The organism is Stieleria maiorica, assembly GCF_008035925.1.
GTDB classification, from domain to species: domain Bacteria; phylum Planctomycetota; class Planctomycetia; order Pirellulales; family Pirellulaceae; genus Stieleria; species Stieleria maiorica.
In genome coordinates this window covers 4,554,574-4,570,973 of sequence record NZ_CP036264.1, presented here as the reverse complement: position 1 = coordinate 4,570,973, position 16,400 = coordinate 4,554,574, and the positions used below count along the sequence as shown (strand labels likewise).

General features: G+C 58.2%; 13 protein-coding genes. 7 read left to right on the top strand and 6 right to left on the bottom strand.

Annotated elements, in window-relative coordinates; all coding sequences use genetic code 11:
* Positions 1 to 125 precede the first annotated feature (125 nt).
* From Mal15_RS15430 to Mal15_RS15410, 5 genes are all read left to right on the top strand, one after another.
* Complete coding sequence (locus Mal15_RS15430) at positions 126 to 743, top strand: hypothetical protein (protein WP_147868596.1); 618 nt, start codon at positions 126 to 128, stop codon at positions 741 to 743.
* A gap of 453 nt (positions 744 to 1,196) precedes the next feature.
* Complete coding sequence (locus tag Mal15_RS15425) at positions 1,197 to 2,333, top strand: DUF1559 family PulG-like putative transporter (RefSeq protein WP_390623533.1); 1,137 nt, start codon at positions 1,197 to 1,199, stop codon at positions 2,331 to 2,333.
* A 63-nt stretch (positions 2,334 to 2,396) separates the two neighbouring features.
* Positions 2,397 to 3,206: a DUF4198 domain-containing protein gene (locus Mal15_RS15420; protein ID WP_147868594.1), complete on the top strand. Its 810-nt coding sequence runs from the start codon at positions 2,397 to 2,399 to the stop codon at positions 3,204 to 3,206.
* Positions 3,207 to 3,383: 177 nt separating this feature from the next.
* Positions 3,384 to 3,713: a hypothetical protein gene (locus Mal15_RS15415; protein ID WP_147868593.1), complete on the top strand. Its 330-nt coding sequence runs from the start codon at positions 3,384 to 3,386 to the stop codon at positions 3,711 to 3,713.
* Between the two features lie 174 nt (positions 3,714 to 3,887).
* Positions 3,888 to 4,514 (top strand): DUF3124 domain-containing protein, encoded by a 627-nt coding sequence (locus Mal15_RS15410; protein ID WP_147868592.1) that lies wholly within the window; start codon positions 3,888 to 3,890, stop codon positions 4,512 to 4,514.
* 81 nt (positions 4,515 to 4,595) lie between these two features.
* Here the strand turns inward: Mal15_RS15410 and Mal15_RS15405 are convergent, their stop codons facing one another.
* From Mal15_RS15405 to Mal15_RS15395, 3 genes are all read right to left on the bottom strand, one after another.
* Positions 4,596 to 6,308 carry a Kelch repeat-containing protein gene (locus Mal15_RS15405; RefSeq protein ID WP_233903470.1) on the bottom strand — a complete coding sequence of 571 codons (1,713 nt, stop codon included), beginning with the start codon at positions 6,306 to 6,308 and terminating at the stop codon, positions 4,596 to 4,598.
* Positions 6,309 to 6,369: 61 nt separating this feature from the next.
* Positions 6,370 to 6,807 carry a hypothetical protein gene (locus Mal15_RS15400; protein WP_147868591.1) on the bottom strand — a complete coding sequence of 146 codons (438 nt, stop codon included), beginning with the start codon at positions 6,805 to 6,807 and terminating at the stop codon, positions 6,370 to 6,372.
* Positions 6,808 to 6,822: 15 nt separating this feature from the next.
* The gene (locus Mal15_RS15395; protein WP_147868590.1) at positions 6,823 to 8,601 is read right to left on the bottom strand and encodes a DUF1559 domain-containing protein; all 1,779 of its coding nucleotides are present in this window, start codon (positions 8,599 to 8,601) and stop codon (positions 6,823 to 6,825) included.
* A 103-nt stretch (positions 8,602 to 8,704) separates the two neighbouring features.
* Here Mal15_RS15395 and hemP point away from each other — a divergent pair, with 103 nt between their 5' ends.
* Positions 8,705 to 9,205: a hemin uptake protein HemP gene (hemP, locus tag Mal15_RS34680; RefSeq protein ID WP_233903469.1), complete on the top strand. Its 501-nt coding sequence runs from the start codon at positions 8,705 to 8,707 to the stop codon at positions 9,203 to 9,205.
* A 496-nt stretch (positions 9,206 to 9,701) separates the two neighbouring features.
* Here hemP and Mal15_RS15385 read toward each other — a convergent pair whose 3' ends face one another.
* The 3 genes from Mal15_RS15385 to Mal15_RS15375 form a co-directional block, all read right to left on the bottom strand.
* Positions 9,702 to 11,222, bottom strand: a complete 1,521-nt coding sequence (locus tag Mal15_RS15385; protein ID WP_147868589.1) for a carboxypeptidase M32 — start codon at positions 11,220 to 11,222, stop codon at positions 9,702 to 9,704.
* Between the two features lie 93 nt (positions 11,223 to 11,315).
* Positions 11,316 to 12,920 carry an AI-2E family transporter gene (locus Mal15_RS15380; RefSeq protein WP_147868588.1) on the bottom strand — a complete coding sequence of 535 codons (1,605 nt, stop codon included), beginning with the start codon at positions 12,918 to 12,920 and terminating at the stop codon, positions 11,316 to 11,318.
* 69 nt (positions 12,921 to 12,989) lie between these two features.
* A complete protein-coding gene (locus tag Mal15_RS15375) occupies positions 12,990 to 13,811 on the bottom strand; it encodes a DUF6690 family protein (RefSeq protein WP_147868587.1) in 822 nt (273 codons plus the stop codon).
* A 575-nt stretch (positions 13,812 to 14,386) separates the two neighbouring features.
* Between Mal15_RS15375 and Mal15_RS15370 the strand changes: the two genes are divergently transcribed.
* Positions 14,387 to 16,225, top strand: coding sequence for a TolC family protein (locus tag Mal15_RS15370; protein ID WP_390623517.1), 1,839 nt, complete (start codon positions 14,387 to 14,389; stop codon positions 16,223 to 16,225).
* Positions 16,226 to 16,400 lie beyond the last annotated feature (175 nt).

Genomic DNA, 16,400 nt, shown 5'->3' with positions numbered 1-16,400 from the left:
GATGCGGCAGCGGACCGCATCGGAGAGTTCGCGGTTGCGGATTTACGCAAGCGGATGACTGGAGTAGAGTAGCGGCTGTGAGGAGCGAGCCATGTTTTGGCACGCCGCGAGGCTTGGACCCCGCATTGTTTTTGCTACATCGACTTCGATCGTCCGCACCGCGTCGCTATATCAGCAGTACCCTGTTGGTGGTGTTGGCGTGTGGAATGATCGGAGTTCCGATTGCAGCTCCTCCACCCAAGAAAAACGGTCGTTTTCCCTGTGAAAACTGCCCCTGTGGCTGCGTCACCGCCGACTACTGTTGGGACAAATGCTGTTGCCACAGCGACCGGGAAAAACTTCAGTGGGCACGTGAAAACGGCGTGCGACCGCCGGAGTTTTTGGTGGCGCGGGTTCTGGCGATGTCGCCGGGATTGGCCGTCGCCGAAGTGTCAACGCGTCCAGCCAAAGCGAAATCGTGCTGCTGCTGTTCGCAAGCGACCGGTCAATGTGCGACGGACCCAATTGATTCCACCAATACCGCCGGCTCGGAGAAAGCGTCCGACGCTCTGCGAGTCGTACGATTGGAAGACGCAGCCCGCTGCCACGGGATCGATCTTGTTTGGTCCCTGTTGTCGGGTGTTTTCGTTGAATTGCAGCCTGGGGAAGTCATCTCGATCACCGCTCCGCTGCTCTACTATCTCGCACTGGACAACGACCGGGCCTACGCCGTGGTCCGTCACCCCGACCCGCCGGTGCCGTAGAGACGCCGTTCGATGCTGCGCCGCCGAGGTTTGACAGTCACGTCAACCTTTAGCCGCCTCTTACTCTCCATCCATTCGCAATGTTCGGCTCGTCGCTGCGCTGAGGCGTTTTTTGTCGGTCGTGTTTCGATCCGACAGGGGCCGCTTGCACGCAGGAATCACCGCGTCCGCGTTGACGATTGAAGGCTCGCTCCTCACACCAGTGTGGTCTTCACCGTCGACGCGGAAGCGACCTGGGCTTGCTCACGTTGCGACGTCCACCCGACTTTTACTTCGCGGCAATCCCTTGCCACGCAGACCGCTGGCGTTGCGCGCCTGGCCGTCCACTCATTCGTGATTCAGTCCTCCACAATCAACCCATCCGACATGTCGCCCCTCCGCTACACAGAGTCACCTTGTACATCAATCGTCCTGATTCCCCGGTCAAACGTAGCTACCTTCGCCAGAAGATGGATCCCCTGTAATGTCCACACTCTGGCGAGCATCGCGACGTCAAAGTGCCGTCCTTTAACTTGCCGCCATCGGCCGACCAGGCTTCGCCACGCGTTCACGCTGGTTGAATTGCTGGTCGTCATCGCGATCATCGGCATTCTGGTCGGTCTGCTGTTGCCGGCTGTCCAAGCGGCCCGCGAAGCGGCGCGGCGGATGCAATGCAGCAACAACCTGAAACAGATCACGCTGGCGATGCACAATTATGAAAGTGCGTTCCGCAAACTGCCGGCAAACTACACCAATGGATCGAGCACGGCCGGCAATTTTTCTGTGTTCGCCCAGATGGCGCCGCACTATGAACAAGGCAACATGCTGGACATGATCCATTTCGATCGTCCTTTGCACGTGGGTTGCTGTCCGGGGCAATTGGTGGCACCACATGACGACGCGGCGGCATCCGCGATTGCGACCTTGGCGTGTCCCAGTGAGAACTTTGATCGCACGTTCTTTGTGACATCGCTTTCCGGTCGCGGTCCCACGCAAACCTATTCCGGTACCAATTATGCGATGAACAGCGGCACGGGGGTGGGGACGCTGTACGACACACGTGTCGCCACCGATGGAGTGCTTTGGATCAACGCCAAGATCGGATTTGAGGCTGTGTTGGATGGGCTCAGTCACACGGCGGCGTTTTCCGAGCATTTACTCGGGGTGCCGGAACAGTCGCCGGCCGAACCGACGGTCGACGTGATGCGGAGACGAACGATGATGAACGTTCGCTGTGACTTCATCAGCCGCTCCATGCCGCCGACCGAGCCCGGGATGCGAGGGTATGTCTTGCCGCAAGACCCGCGAGAGCTGGAAACTGACACGCGCGCCAGTGGCCTGCATCGCGGTTGGTCCGGCCAACGCGGGGCGGGCTGGATCAATGGCCGCGAGTACTGGACCAGCTATACCCACTACCATCCTCCCCAAAGCGGCATCCCGGATATGCAATCGTGTGGCTGGGGCGTCTTCGGAGCCCGCAGCAATCACCCCGGCGGCGTCCATGTGGCCCGCTGCGACGGGTCGGTGGACTTCATCAACGAAAGCATTCAATTGGATGTCTGGCGCGCCTTGGGGACCCGCAACGGCCAAGAAGTGTCCCCTTCGTTTTAACGCTTACTCAATGTCCTTTCGATCGATCCTTCCTGTTACTCACTGAAAACCAAAATGACGATGATGTTAACTTTTCCACGTTTCCTCGCTCCCCTTTGTCTGTTGATCGTTCCGTGCCTTGGCTCCGCCCACGACGTCTGGCTTCAAACCGATTCGCCGATCGTTCGAACCGGTGAAAACGTCCAGGTGGATCTGCGTTTGGGCAATCACGGGAATCACCACCGCGATTTCAAGCTGGCCGGTCGGGTCACGGTGGACTGGGTTTCGCTCGACCACCGGGCGCCCGATGGCACACGCAATGATCTACGAAAGCAGCTGTTCGCGACGGCGTCGGCGGAGAAGGAGGGTTACTGGACAACCCCAATCGCCGTGTCGCAACCGGGCGTCCATTGTGTCGTTCAATCGCTTCAGCGGGTGATGAATCACGGCCGGCCCGTTCGCAGCGTCCGAACCGCCAAGACATACTTTCTGGTCGCCGATTCGCTGGATTCGGCGTCCGTCGACCAACCAATTCACTCGCAGCCTGATGGACTGCCCTTTGAATTAGTGTTACAGAGCTGTCCGATCAGTGAAACCGTCGTCGGACGGCCGATCACCGTCGTGGTGCTGCACCATGGCAAGCCGTTGCCGGACGTCGTGGTCAGCTTTATCCCCGAAGGCCAAGAGCTGTCGGGCGAATTTGACCCGGAATACGAAGTCCGTGCCGATGACCGGGGCGAAGCGAATTTCGTTCCCGACGTCGGACGCCGCTACTTGATCGTCGCCCACCACAAGGCCGAAGATGAACGAACCGACGAATACGACTACACCAGCTACGCATCCACGATCACCGTTCACGTTGCGAATCAAACGCCTTGGGCGATGGGGAACTAGCTGGACAGGCCCCCGTTGCACACGGAATACTGTGATTAGCCTGACAATCGTAGCTACCTTCGCCGGAGGGTGGATCACCCACATTTTCCGCTCTCTGGCGAGCGTCGCTACGTCCACGCGGCGTGTTACAGCCAGGTGGCCATCAGATCGAGCCACCTTTTTCAACGAGACAAAACCATGAAGTCATTCTCAATTCTGACACTTGCGCTGCTTCTGCTGGGGCTCCCCGGGTGCGCCGGGGACACGGAAACAACCGCGACGCCTGCTCCGACGGCAACCCCGCCAAGCGAGGCCACGCTGACGGCGCTCAAAAAGGCGGACCTGCTTGACGGCAGCGAAGATCACGTGATCAAAAAGTGTTACGTTTGCAGTCTGGCGATGGACGGAGACGAAAAGTACTCCGCCGAACTGCACGGGTACAAAGCACACTTGTGCAGCGATCATTGTCGCGAGAAATTCGAAGCCTCGCCGGAAACGGTCATTGCGGGCGTCGAGATTCCCGATTGAATCGGCGACCCGGTGTGGTACCTTCAAGATGAGTGTTGCGTCGCCCGCCTTGTTCACCGAACGGGTGGGCGCGTCAATTGTCAAACCGTACCGACTGGGAAACCTTGGCGATGATCTGGGAAGGCGGAGTTTGCCGCCGATGGGCCGGTCAAACGTCACACCGAGAGGGATCAAGTGTCCAACCGAATCACCGAAGAGCAAGCGGAAAAGATTTCGCGGCAGATCAAGCTGCTGATTTTTCTGTTGGTCGTGGTGCCGATCGTTTTGATCGTGATCTTTGTCGAGTTTCGGTTACGCTCGATGGCCGCCAAGACCCCCTACCAATCGCCCAGCTTGCGTGATGAAGCTCGGATGGAGGTGGACACATTGCCCTGGCACCCGGTCCAAGGACAACGGCTTTACGTTCCGGCTTATTCGCACGTCTACCATCAAAAAGGGGAACCGTATCCGCTGACGGTGACGTTGAACATCCGCAACACGGATGTCGACAACGAGATCGCGGTCACCTCAGTTCGCTACTTCGACACCGCCGGGAAAGAACTGCGGTCGCTGCTGAAAAAAACCTTGCGACTGAGTCCCTTGGCGGCGACCGAGTTCGTGATCGCCCGCGATGACAAGGCCGGTGGGGCAGGGGCAAGTTTTATCGTCGAGTGGCAGGCCGGGACCAAGGTCACGCAGCCGGTGGTCGAAACCGTGATGGTCGACACCACCAACACGCAAGGCCTGTCGTTCATCTCGCCGGCGGTGGTACTTAGCGAAGGCGTCAACGATCCAGGCCGAGCGGCTTCTACTGCCGAATAAGCTACAAACGCTCCGGGGACCGATAGGACGCCTAGGAGTGATAGGTCCCAGCTGTCCTATTGGGCGTGTCATGTCATCGCGCTAGTGAATTTGAATCTGATCGATGCGGGTGAACTTTCCGATCTGCATGTTCGCTCCCCCGACCATCAGCAGCGTGTTCTCGCCGGTCGGCAACATGCGGTGAAAGAACCGTGCCAGCGGGCCTTTGGCAATCGTTTCCCAACGTTGACCATCGCCGGACAGTCGGTGCAGCAATCCGTCCATGGTGCTGACGTAGAGCTTGCCGCCGGTTGCAAACGAGGCTGCCCCGAAACCCGCCATCCCGCTGCCCGGCAGCGACGGCGCCTCGCTCCAGGTTTGTTGCTCGGGATCATAGACGTCGACACGCGTGGTGGGTTTCCCATCGGAATTCATCCCGCCGATGACGAAAAGTTTTTCGTCGTGCGCGGCTACGGTGATGGCTCGGCGTTTGAACGGTGGCGTTTTGACCGGCTGCCACGCGGCTTCGGGCTGACTCAAGTCAAGCGACCATGCGGTCTGATGCCATTGACTCTCGCTGCTCTGTCCATCCAGACGCCAACCGCCGAATACGTAAACGTGGTCCCCCAGGACGGCCGCGTCCAGCGAAGAACGGGCTTCGGGCAGTTCCGGCAAATCCGTCCACGTCTCGGTTTCGGGGTTGTACTCGGTGACGGAGGCTTGTGAGCGCAAGTCATGCTCTTCGCCCAGGCCGTTGACCGCCGTGAATCCTCCGATCCGAATCAGACGGTTCTTATAAGCGACCAAGGCCAGACCTTGAAGCGATGGGCCACCGGGCAACTGCTTCCACGATCCGGCTTTTCCCTTGGACAGGTCCAAGCCCCAAAACCGATCAGACTGTTCTTCTGTCGAATAGGAGTGGGCGTTGCCGGTGTGGCCACCGTAGACGTAAAGCGTGTTACCGGCGATCGCCGCACCAAAACTGGTCAGCTCTTCGGGCAGCTCCGGCAGCTCGGACGGAACGATCGATGCGCTGCGATCGGTTTCCATGTCGGGGCGTTGGGGTTGTTTTTCGGCAGGCTTCGCGGCGGGGACTTCTCCGGGGATTCGGAAGGTCGCCGTCAGGTAATCGGTAGTGCTGTTGTATTTGTTGCCGTCAAGTGTTCCGCTTCCGTGTTCGTCAGTCATGCCGGCGACGATTGCATTCAGTCCGGGCTGGACGACATCGTGTTTGAACGTCACGATCCCCGCGATATCCGTCTTGGCGGATGCTTTTTCTTCGCCGTGGGCGCCCAAGAGTTTCACTTGGACGTCTTCGGCGGGTTTACCATTGGCAACAATCGTGACCTGTAAACCGCCGCCGGATGACAGGGTAACGATTGATTGCAATGGTGCGTCGGATCGCGGTTCAACTGGCCATTGTTTCGGCGCCCGCAGGGGTAAATGTTCGACGTGATACGTCAGTTTTGTCCCGTGATACACACCATAGGTGACGTGACCGGCGATCTCATCGGCCGCGTTTAGCGGGTTGATGCTGCGGATTCCGATCAGCGTCTCGGTGTCGACCGCTTCCGTCGTGATGCTCTTGGGGCCGCCGGACAATTTGATCCCTGCGATGGGGGCGGGCATGTGGTACGTGCGGTCTTGCGGCGATTCGCCAAACCACAGGATTGCATGTCCTTGGTCATCGGTCGCCAGCCAGGCCATGTGCGCTTTGGCGGTCGGGGAAATGAGTAAGCAGGACGCGATGGCGGCTGCTTGAAGAAAGACGGTGCGACGGATCAACGACAGAGGTTTCATTGGGATGGACTTCATTGATGGAGGTGGGGATGGGCGAAACCGTGCGAACAGGCGAGGGGCCTATCGTTTGGGGCTCTCATCGTTTTAAGAACTTAACTGCGAATGTCAGCGTGTTCGTTTGATCAGGGATCAATTGGCAGGTCAGGTTGCTATCGGCGTCGAATGCAGGATCGATGACGGCACCGGCGGGCGGCAGCGATTTGGATTGCGGGTCGGGAAGACCGGCGAGTATTTCGGCGGGGATCATTGCCACGTGAACCCGATACGTGCCACCGTGCAACGCGGCGCTCGCGGGGATCTCGAAGGCCCCGTCAAACACTGGTACTGATGCGTTGGGACCGGTGGTGCCACGCATCGGTTCCAACGTAATCACGGCCCCCGACAAGGGTTCGCCGTCGACGACAACCGTACCACTGGCCGAAACCGATGGCCGGGTGGGCGAAGAGCATCCAACCAGGACCGTCAACAGCGTTAAACCGAAGGCGGTCGCTCGCTGGACAATGTGACTTTGCATCAGAAACGCCGTGAATCACCAGGGAGCCTTGTCCAGTACTTCGCCATCATTGCGACTGGTCAATCGATGCAAGGTGACCGCATCGACCGATTCGGTCAAGAAACGCACGCTGCCGTCGCTCAAAACGAACTGAACGCCGGCTGCATGCGGGCCGCGAAATGATTCGTAAGACGGGATGTCGAACAGCGAAATCGTCTTGGCATTGAAACTGCCGAACGTTGATGCGGTGGAATGATAGGGGTAACTGATCGCCCATTTGCCCGCGCTCTGGCCGCCGGATCCCGGATAGGGAAACGGCAGTGAAGACGTTTCTCGAACCTGGACACCAAACTCACCGGCCAACAGCGTGTTCGACGTTCCGTCGGCATTGGAGATGTCGTCCACATCAACCCAGGACAACCAAGACAATGCCTCGGAGATTCCCGCCAACACGCGTTCGCTTTGAAACACGTTCATCGCGTCCACAATGGCACCATTGTGCATTTGATTGCGATACTTTTTTGTACCGGTGGAAATCGCATAGCTGGAGTATCCATTGGCGGGGCCGCCGCTATCGGGCAACGACATCGATGGGCACAAATAGACTTCCGGCGTTTTCTTGGCCGGCGTTTCGTTTTGCGCCGCCCACGCATCGGCATTCAGATCAAACTCCGCGAACAAGGCGTCTTCTTCCACATGGGGCAAAATCGCAACGAACGCTGTCAATCCTGCCCGGTGGACTGGGCGTTGGCTGGTCCCGCCGACGCGAATCCCCATCGCACTCGGCGGCAAACAACCGTTGACGTTGTCGTAGTTGTGCATCGCCAATCCGATTTGTTTCAAATTATTGCTGCACGACATCCGTCGCGCCGCTTCCCGTGCCGCTTGGACACCGGGCAATAATAAACCGACCATGATTCCGATGATCGCGATCACAACCAGCAGCTCCACGAGCGTGAATGCATGGCGGGACGATCGCGTCAAGACGTTTCCTGAAGGGGAAACCGATCCGCTGACTCCACGACGACTTGTACGCCGTCGACGTCGAAGGACCAGACCTCCGGCAACCATGCCCAACACAGCCAAACTTCCCGGTTCAGGCACTGCGGAGGGTGTGACGAAGGGCGTGCTTTGTGTGAACGTGTCGACGCGAAACCGGTCCAGCGACATGCTGGTGGATTGCGCGTTGAAATCAAATCGATACTCCGGTTGTGACGAATTCAAGTCCCACAGTGCGAGAAAGCTGACGCCTTCACCGCCGAAGGTTCCGCCTAAAGAGACGCGGGCGGTTTCGATCACGAAACTCGGCGCGATCGTTCCAGCGGTCGCCGCCGAAGCGCTCAGCAAGACTGATGAGTAATCGAGTTCGGATCCCAAGGTTTCAAACTGGGCGACGATCCGCGTGAACCCGCCGCCGGAGGTCCCCGAACGGACGGTCGCGAAGGCATCGGTCAGAAAGCTGGAACTGTCTCCGGGGCCGAACAAGCCTCCATAGGCGTTCCCGCTGGACGCCAACGATTGATTGGATTCAAACGTCAGCGAACTGATCGGTCCACCATCGCCAAAGCTGTCATTGGCCGTCGGCGATGTGCCCGCAGGAAGAAACCCGGGCAGGGTACTGCCTGCGAATCCATCGAACGTGTCCCAAAACACGAAACTGCTGTTGGCCTGGGATTCGGACCAAGTGAAAACTTCGCCGTTGACATCCGGCACCGCATCGCCGGGAGTAAAGATGGCTGCTCGGGCAACCGACGCGGTTGCGATCGACGCAATGCCGATGGCGACCGGCAAGAAAACACGCTGACACCAATGCACAGTTAAACCTCACGATGCAAAGAGCAAAAACTGCCCGCACGTCGCCCAGTGCGACGGGGGTCGAAGCTTCGTTCTTGCTCGCTGGGTCGTGATCGCGACCGCAGTGAAAACGCGTCTCTCCAAAGACGCCCACGCGGCGGCGAATGGCCTGGCTTGCTACCTGCAAAAGCTATTGAGATCAGGTCTCAACAACGGAAAATGTAATCGGACTCCAGGCGGTGCGAAAGCCCATCCTTTGGACAAAATTGTCATGCTCTGTTTCCGGGAATTCGGATCGCACCGCAAAAATGGGGGTAAAAAGTTTTCGCAGCGAATGTTGACAAAAAGTAAAAATGCGGGTTTGTTATTGAGACTGACTCGCAACAATGTTGCCGCGCAGCGACTCACCCCCCCGTTTTTGGCCTACCCGATGTCTTCCAATTCTGCCGACAAACCAGACTCCAGCCTGTCCGAGCTGGCCGGAGCCAATTTGGAGAATTCGCTCCGGAAGATTGTGCGTTTTGTGGACTTGGCACGCTGTGGGGATGAAGTTTGGATCGAATACGAGGGCAAGCTGTATCGTTTGCAGAGCACCCGACAGGGCAAGCTGGTGCTGACCAAGTGATCCGTTGGCAGGTACCAGAGGAATGAAGAACCATTGTCCCAATTGTTCCCCCCCAGCCGCCTCGGCTGAGCGCATTCTCAATTGGTGCGAGGATTGATTGATGGGTGGCACCAACTGGTGCGAGCGGGCTGCGGTTGACGTTTGAATACGTGTTACTCGGCGGCGTTAACGACGCACCCGAGGACGCTCGAGAGTTGGCCCAGCTGTTACGCCATCGCACCGTCTTGGCATCTGATTGATGCCACCCACCAACCGCGATCGTGATGACCACGTTGTGGCTGCTAGCAAATTGCTAGCCCTCGTTCCCGATTGGTGCCACCCATCAATCTCGGCAGCCGAACACGCGGCGTGTGGCTGCTAGCAAATCGAGCCCCGATCGGTTGAATGATGGGTGGCACCAATTGAGAGATGGGGGTGATGGCGCGGGGCGGTCACCGGAGAACAATTGGGACAACGGTTCTGCACTGGACCTAAGTGCACTTGAGGGTTGGGAGGGTTAGATTCCGTAGAGCGGGCGAAGTTTGTTTTCCAGATACCGCATCAGGTGCGTTGACGAGAGCGGGCTGCCGGTTGCGTTTTCGACCAACTCGGAGCCGCTGTAACATCGCCCGTGGCGATGCACGTTGTCACGCAACCATTCCAGCAAAGGCGCGAATTCGCCACGCGACAGCATCGTGTCTAGATTCCCCAGGGCGTCGGAGGCGGCATCGAATAGCTGTGCGGCGGCCAGGTTGCCCAGCGTGTACGTCGGGAAGTAGCCGAACAAGCCGGCGCTCCAGTGCACATCCTGCAGGACCCCATCGGCATTCGATGGCGGCGTGATCCCCAAGCATTCCTTGTATTGCCGGTTCCACGCATCCGGCAGATCGCTGGTCGACAACTCGTCATTGATCAGCGCTTGTTCCAGCTCAAATCGAATCAAGATGTGCAGGTTGTACGTCGCTTCGTCCGCTTCGACTCGGATCAGACTCGGACGGACTTGATTGATCGCAAAGTAGAACTCATCCAGCTCTGTTGACGACAATTGTTCCGGAAACGCACCAACCGCTTTCGGGTACAACCACTCCCAAAACGGACGGCTGCGTCCGACTTGATTTTCCCACAACCGCGATTGCGATTCATGAATCCCCAACGAAACAAAGTTGCCCGGTGGTAACCCAAACCAATCGGATCGAAGCCCCTGTTCGTACATCCCATGACCGGCTTCGTGCAGCGTCCCGAACAATCCACTGGGCAGCCAATTGGATTCATAACGCGTCAGGATGCGGCAGTCGTTCGGCCCCAAGGTCGTGCAGAACGGATGGCTGGTTTCGTCCAAGCGGCCGCGTGCGAAATCAAAGCCGACCCATCCGGCGACATTGCGGCTGAATTCCCGTTGCGACGAAATCGCGAAATCACGTTGCAGCGGCGTGATGTTGGGTTGTTGGGGCGAATCGGTCACCGCCACAATCAACTCGCTGAGCTGTTGTTTCAGTTCGCTAAAGACCGGGTTGAGCTGGTCGACTTGAGCATCCGGTTCGTATTCGTCCAACAACGCCTCGTAAACACTGTGCGAGGTCCCTTCGGCCATCCGCGCACCGGCATCGCGTTTGAGTCGAATGATCTCGTCGAGCGCCGGCTGAAACGCATCAAACGAATCCCGTTTCCGGGCATCGTCCCAGACCTGCTGCCCTCGCACCGTCGCGACACTCAATCGAGTGACCAGGTCAATCGGCAGTTTCTTGTCACGCACGAAATCACGATGGAGTCCACGAACCGTGGCCGCTTGATCGGAATGCGGATCCAGATCGCCGATCTGATCCAACAGCGTTTGCAACGCATCGCCATACACGTCGTCGGTGCGCAGCTGGTGCGCCGACGACCGAAGTGTGCTGACCTGCTGGGCGCGATACCCACCGGCGGCCAGTGGCATGCCGGTCCGCTCGTCCCATTCCAATGCGTCGGCGGCGGATTGGAAAATCGCCGCTTGACGCGCGGTGGAGCAGACGGATTCGAATTGGGATTCGTTGAAAGGCATGGGAGGGACAGAAAAATGGGGGGCAGAAAAACCGAAGCAGAAGTATCGACAGGAAAATGAGGATCTGCCGTAACGTTCTGAAGTCAACAACGATCAACCAGAAGTGACCGATTCTTGTTTGGGCGCGTCGCGCAGTTCCAGTTCGTGGTTCAAAATTTCCAGCAGCGTTTGCAAGAAGACGACGACCATCGGGCCGATCAGGATTCCGATGGGGCCAAAGACGGGGACGCCGCCCAGGACGCTTAGCAGCGCGACCAGGGGATGCAGTTCGGAGTGGCCGTGCAGCACGTAAGCTTTGATCACGTTGTCGATCGACGAAACGACGGCGGCGCCGTAGATGGCCAGGAAGATCGCGGATCCATAGCTTTGATCGACAGCGGCCAGATAAATGGCGCACGGCACCCACACCGATGCCGCACCGAGAAACGGAATCAAAGCCATCACGGTGGTCACCATGAACAACAAAATGAACGATTCAAAGCCGCAGAAGAAGAAGGCGATTGCGGCGAGAAAGCCCTGTACGACCGCGCTCAAGATGCTCGCCAACACCACCGCTCGGCTGGTCTTTTCAAACTCACCTAGCAGACGCAATTCATATGCGTCGTCGAGGGGGCTGAGCCGCATCAATGTCCGCACCATCGCCGGGCCATCGACGAAGAAGAAGTAGATGGAGATCACCATGATCAACATGCCGATCACGACCTGGACAACGACGCGACCGGTCACTCCGGACAGCTTGACGAATCGCGGTTGAAGGTATTCACGCACCGCGCGGATCGCTTCGGCCAAATCCTTTTCACTGGGGTTGGTCAGCAACTTGACTTCGGTGCGGAACGATCCGCCCAGCTTGGCGTTCATCCAGGCGTGAATAGCCGCCGACGCGACGACCGATCCGCGGTGAAATCGCTCTTCCACCATGATTCTATCCGCCGCGACGCTGTCAGCGGTCGCATCGGACTGTTGGACCGACTCCAGTTGCTCCACAATCTCGGCGAACTGAGTCAATTGTTCCTTCGCAATCTCGCCGGTTTCGCCGGTGGGTGATGCCCCGACGACTTCGGATTCCAGAAACGCGATCAGCTCCTTGGATTCGGCAATCTGCGCGCGAACCAATTCGGGCTGTTCGATCTGGTCCATCATCCCGGCCAGTTGATCGAGGCGGCGGAATCGATCGGCGTGTTGCAGTTCCAACCCCAGTCGAGTTCGGCCACGTTCGAACGCGGCCTTCAAATCGTCCAGGTCCGTGCGGCTGACCAGCCCGGTCAATTGACCGATCGCCACCGTCAACAGCAGGATGATCGGTAGCAGCACAATCGACAGGATCACCGACGTGGTCGCGATCGCGGCTGTTCGTCGTCGCCCCCGCAGCTTTTTCAGAATCCACTCGTGCACCGGCCGAAAGATCACCACCAATGCGGCAGCCATGAACAGTGGGATGAAGAACCCCACCATGACCTTGTAGAACAACAGCCCGACGACCAGGATGCCGGCGATCAACATGATCACCGAGGTGATCCGTGCCAAGGAAGGCAGTTTTTCCAACGCAGCCGCCCGCGGCGAAACCCCGACCGCTTCGGAAGCCAAGTCGGATTCGTTCGCATCGCCACACGTCGACTGCAAATCGGACGCCGTTACCGACGGCGATTCGTCCCGCGGATCCGGATCGCCATCGGGGGTTTCGGGAGGTTCTGAATTCACCGCACAGATGCCTTGGGGTAACTTGAGAATCAGTGTGGCCGCATCATACGGCCGGACGGCATCGTGATGCTACCAGCGACCTGTGTGGCGGTCCGAAATCACGATTTTCCGCGCTTCTTCACTGATCCCGTACGCCAAGTCGGGTTGATTCAGTTCCAGGAACACCGTGTACTTTTGGTGAACGGCATTGCTATAGACGACCGGCGCGTGAGTCAGACGCATGAAATGAACCGGCCGACCGTTCCAACGCTTCGTAAACGCGCCGGCCTCCAACGCCGGTTCGCGAGCCAAACCGAAATACGCCGTCATGATCTCCGCAAATCTTGCCGGGTCACCGGTGAAACCATGAAAGGTCAATCGCTGCAATCGATCGGAGTGGTCGAAATAGAACGTCAGGGTTCCCGCCACATCATCGGCCATGATCCCGGTCACCACCGGCACCCGCAACCCTTTCAGTTTTAGATCCGCCAGCACAGTGCTGACACGCGAGAATCGGTTGACCACCCAGTCGGGACCGATATCAAATCGCAACACCTCGCGGAGGTCTTTCACTTGGTAACCGCTGAGCGTCGGTTCCTCAGCTGGATCTTGGGGGATCGCACCCAACTTTCGTGCCAGTTCGGTATCGTAGCGGTACCGATCGGAGCCGACCTGACGCAGTTTTTCGATCTCGTAGTGCGAATGGTTGGCATAGCCGCTCGTCCGCTCCTGTTCGTTCGTCGAAATTCCCGGCGCCATCCCCGACAGCGAATCTGCGGTCGATGCAGCCCCGTCAAAGAGAGAACGGACCGTGGACATCGTCTTACGCCCGACGTCGGTTTCGGTCGCGACGTAGGGACCGACCGCGGCGGCGGCCAGGAGGGCGGTGAGTTTCAAACGGAGCGACGGCATGGTTTTGGGTCCCGGGTGTTCCAGTGGTACACACACTTGGTATTCGGAACACCGTTGGCAAAACTTCGCAGAGCAGCCATCCTTGATGGTCACGATGACTCTAGCGATCACAACGCCGCAAGCGTGAAACAGGGTTTCACGGCGATCGAAAGAATCGTGCAGGTCGGGGCCTGGGCGGATGACCGTGAATTCGACTTCAGGCCTCCAATGCTAGCCCGACGCGTGAGCGAGGGGCCAAGCGGCGCCCCTCGCTCACGCGTCGGGCTGGCATGATCACATGGATTGGCAATTTTGATGAGACCGCCAAGCCGTCGGCGCGTTCCACTACCCCCAATGACACGACTGGACCAAGCAAGGTGTCGTCCCAGTTAAGCGAATCGATCGGATTCGGCTCAGGATTGTCGGGCACAGGTTCGATAAATGACGAAAGCTATACCTAGATCGACTATATGGATTGGAGCGACTCTGCCCCGATCCCTTGCCGCCCATGATTCAGACTCTTGCCGCATCGATCGATACCAGTCGTTACCAACCAACCTGCTGCAGGCCTCCGGCCTGAATGCATCCGGCTGCGCGTGCTTCCATGGGCCCACGTTTTCCTGGCCTTGGTCATCGCCATCAGCGGCCCGGGATGCCACAAGTATCACAGCATCCGAGAGACGATCGGACAGCGGACCGATTGCGTCGATGCGATCATGTGCCAGATCCAATCCGACACGATGGCAGCGGCGATCACGGTTGACGAAGTGCCGGCGCCATTGACATTGCGATCGGTGGAGGAAATCGAATCGGCACCGATCCGTGATCTGACGCTCGAATCAGCGCTAGCGATCGCGTTGCAAAACCGAAGTGTTCTGCGCGATCTGGGTGCGAGCGTGTTGCGTGCGCCTGATCAAGTTCAATCAGAGTACAGCGAGCCGCTGCAACGCTTGGATCCGCAAGAGAGTGTCGAAGCGGCATTGAGTGCATTCGACACACAGCTCTACGCCTTCGGCAAATGGCAAAACAACGACCGCCGGTTCAACAATCGTTTTTTTGGTGGTGGTGCCAACGCCTTCAAGCAAGACACCCACGACTATGTCTTTCAGTTGACCAAGCGGACGCCCACCGGGGCACAATTTTCCGTCCGCAGTGTGACCGACTATGACGCCAATAACGCGACCGGAAATCTGACCGACAGCGCCTGGCAAACGCAACTGCATGCCGAGGCGAGGCAACCGTTGCTGCAAGGCGGTGGATTACAGTTCAACCGGATTGCGGGACCGTCCGCCCTGCCCGGCGTCTACAACGGCGTGTTGATCGCCAAAGTCAACAGCGAGATCACATCGGCAAAATTCGAACAAGGCGTTCGCGACTACGTCAGCAACGTGGTCAATGCCTACTGGGACCTGTACTTCGCCTATCGCGATGCCGACGCGAAACGCGACGCGATGCTGCGGAGCGAGCAAACGTGGAGAAGTTACGAGGCCCAGAAAACCAGTAATCGCCAATCGGGTGCTGCCGAAGCATTGGCTCGCGAGCAATACTTTCGCTTTCGCAGCGAGTACCAAGATGCCATCGCGGGAAAGCCATCGATGCGAACACAGAACGGGAACTCGACCACCGGCGGGGCATTCGCCGGGGTCGGCGGCGTGCAAGCGTCCGAGCGGCGATTGCGGTTGATCCTGGGAATGCCGATCAACGATGGAGCGATGCTACGCCCCAGCGATGATCCTTCGGTCGCAAAAATCGAGTTTGATTGGCAATCGATTTCGACCGAGGCGGTCCTGCTGCGAAGCGAGTTGCAGCAACAGCGATTGAAGATCAAGCAACGGGAAATGGAGTTGCTGGCGGCAAAAAACTTTCTGATGCCGTCTCTGGACTTCGTCACCATGTATCGTCTTCGCGGCTTGGACAAGAACCTCGGTGGAAGCGATTCGGCGATCTCTGACCTGGCCTCGTTCGACCTGCAGGAGTACGAAGCGAGTTTGGAGTTGAAATTGCCCGTCGGGTTTCGCCAAGGGCATTTGGCCGTTCGACATGCAAAACTTCAAGTGGCGCGCGAGCGGGCGATCTTGGAACAACAGCAGCGTCAAATCATCCACGATTTGACCTCCATGGTGGCCGAGTGCGATCGGGCTTACGCGCAAGTCGAAACCAACCTGAATCGTTACCATGCCGCGGCCGATGCGCTGGCGGCATTGGAAACGTCCCAGCAAGCCGGATTGCCGATCAACTTTGATCAGCTGCTCGACGCCCAACGCCGTGTCAGTGAATCGCAATCACGCTACTACGCGGCACTCGTGGAGTACACCATCGCGACCAAGAACGTGCACTTAGAGAAAGGATCGTTGCTTCGTTCCAGTGACGTGCTGTTGATCTCTGGTTCGCCGCCGATGAACGAAGAAGCAATTGAAGGTCCTCCGACCTTGTGACGGCGCGTTTCGTTTACGAGCGACCGATAAGATTGACGAACCACTCGACTGCTCTTGTGGGGTTTCCGCAGCCCGCTGGGGGTGGCCGCAAGTTTTGACGCTGCTAGCGCGACAAATATGACCACATCCGATGGCGCGTTGTCATCGAAGTTGATGCGCACCGGAAAACGTTAAG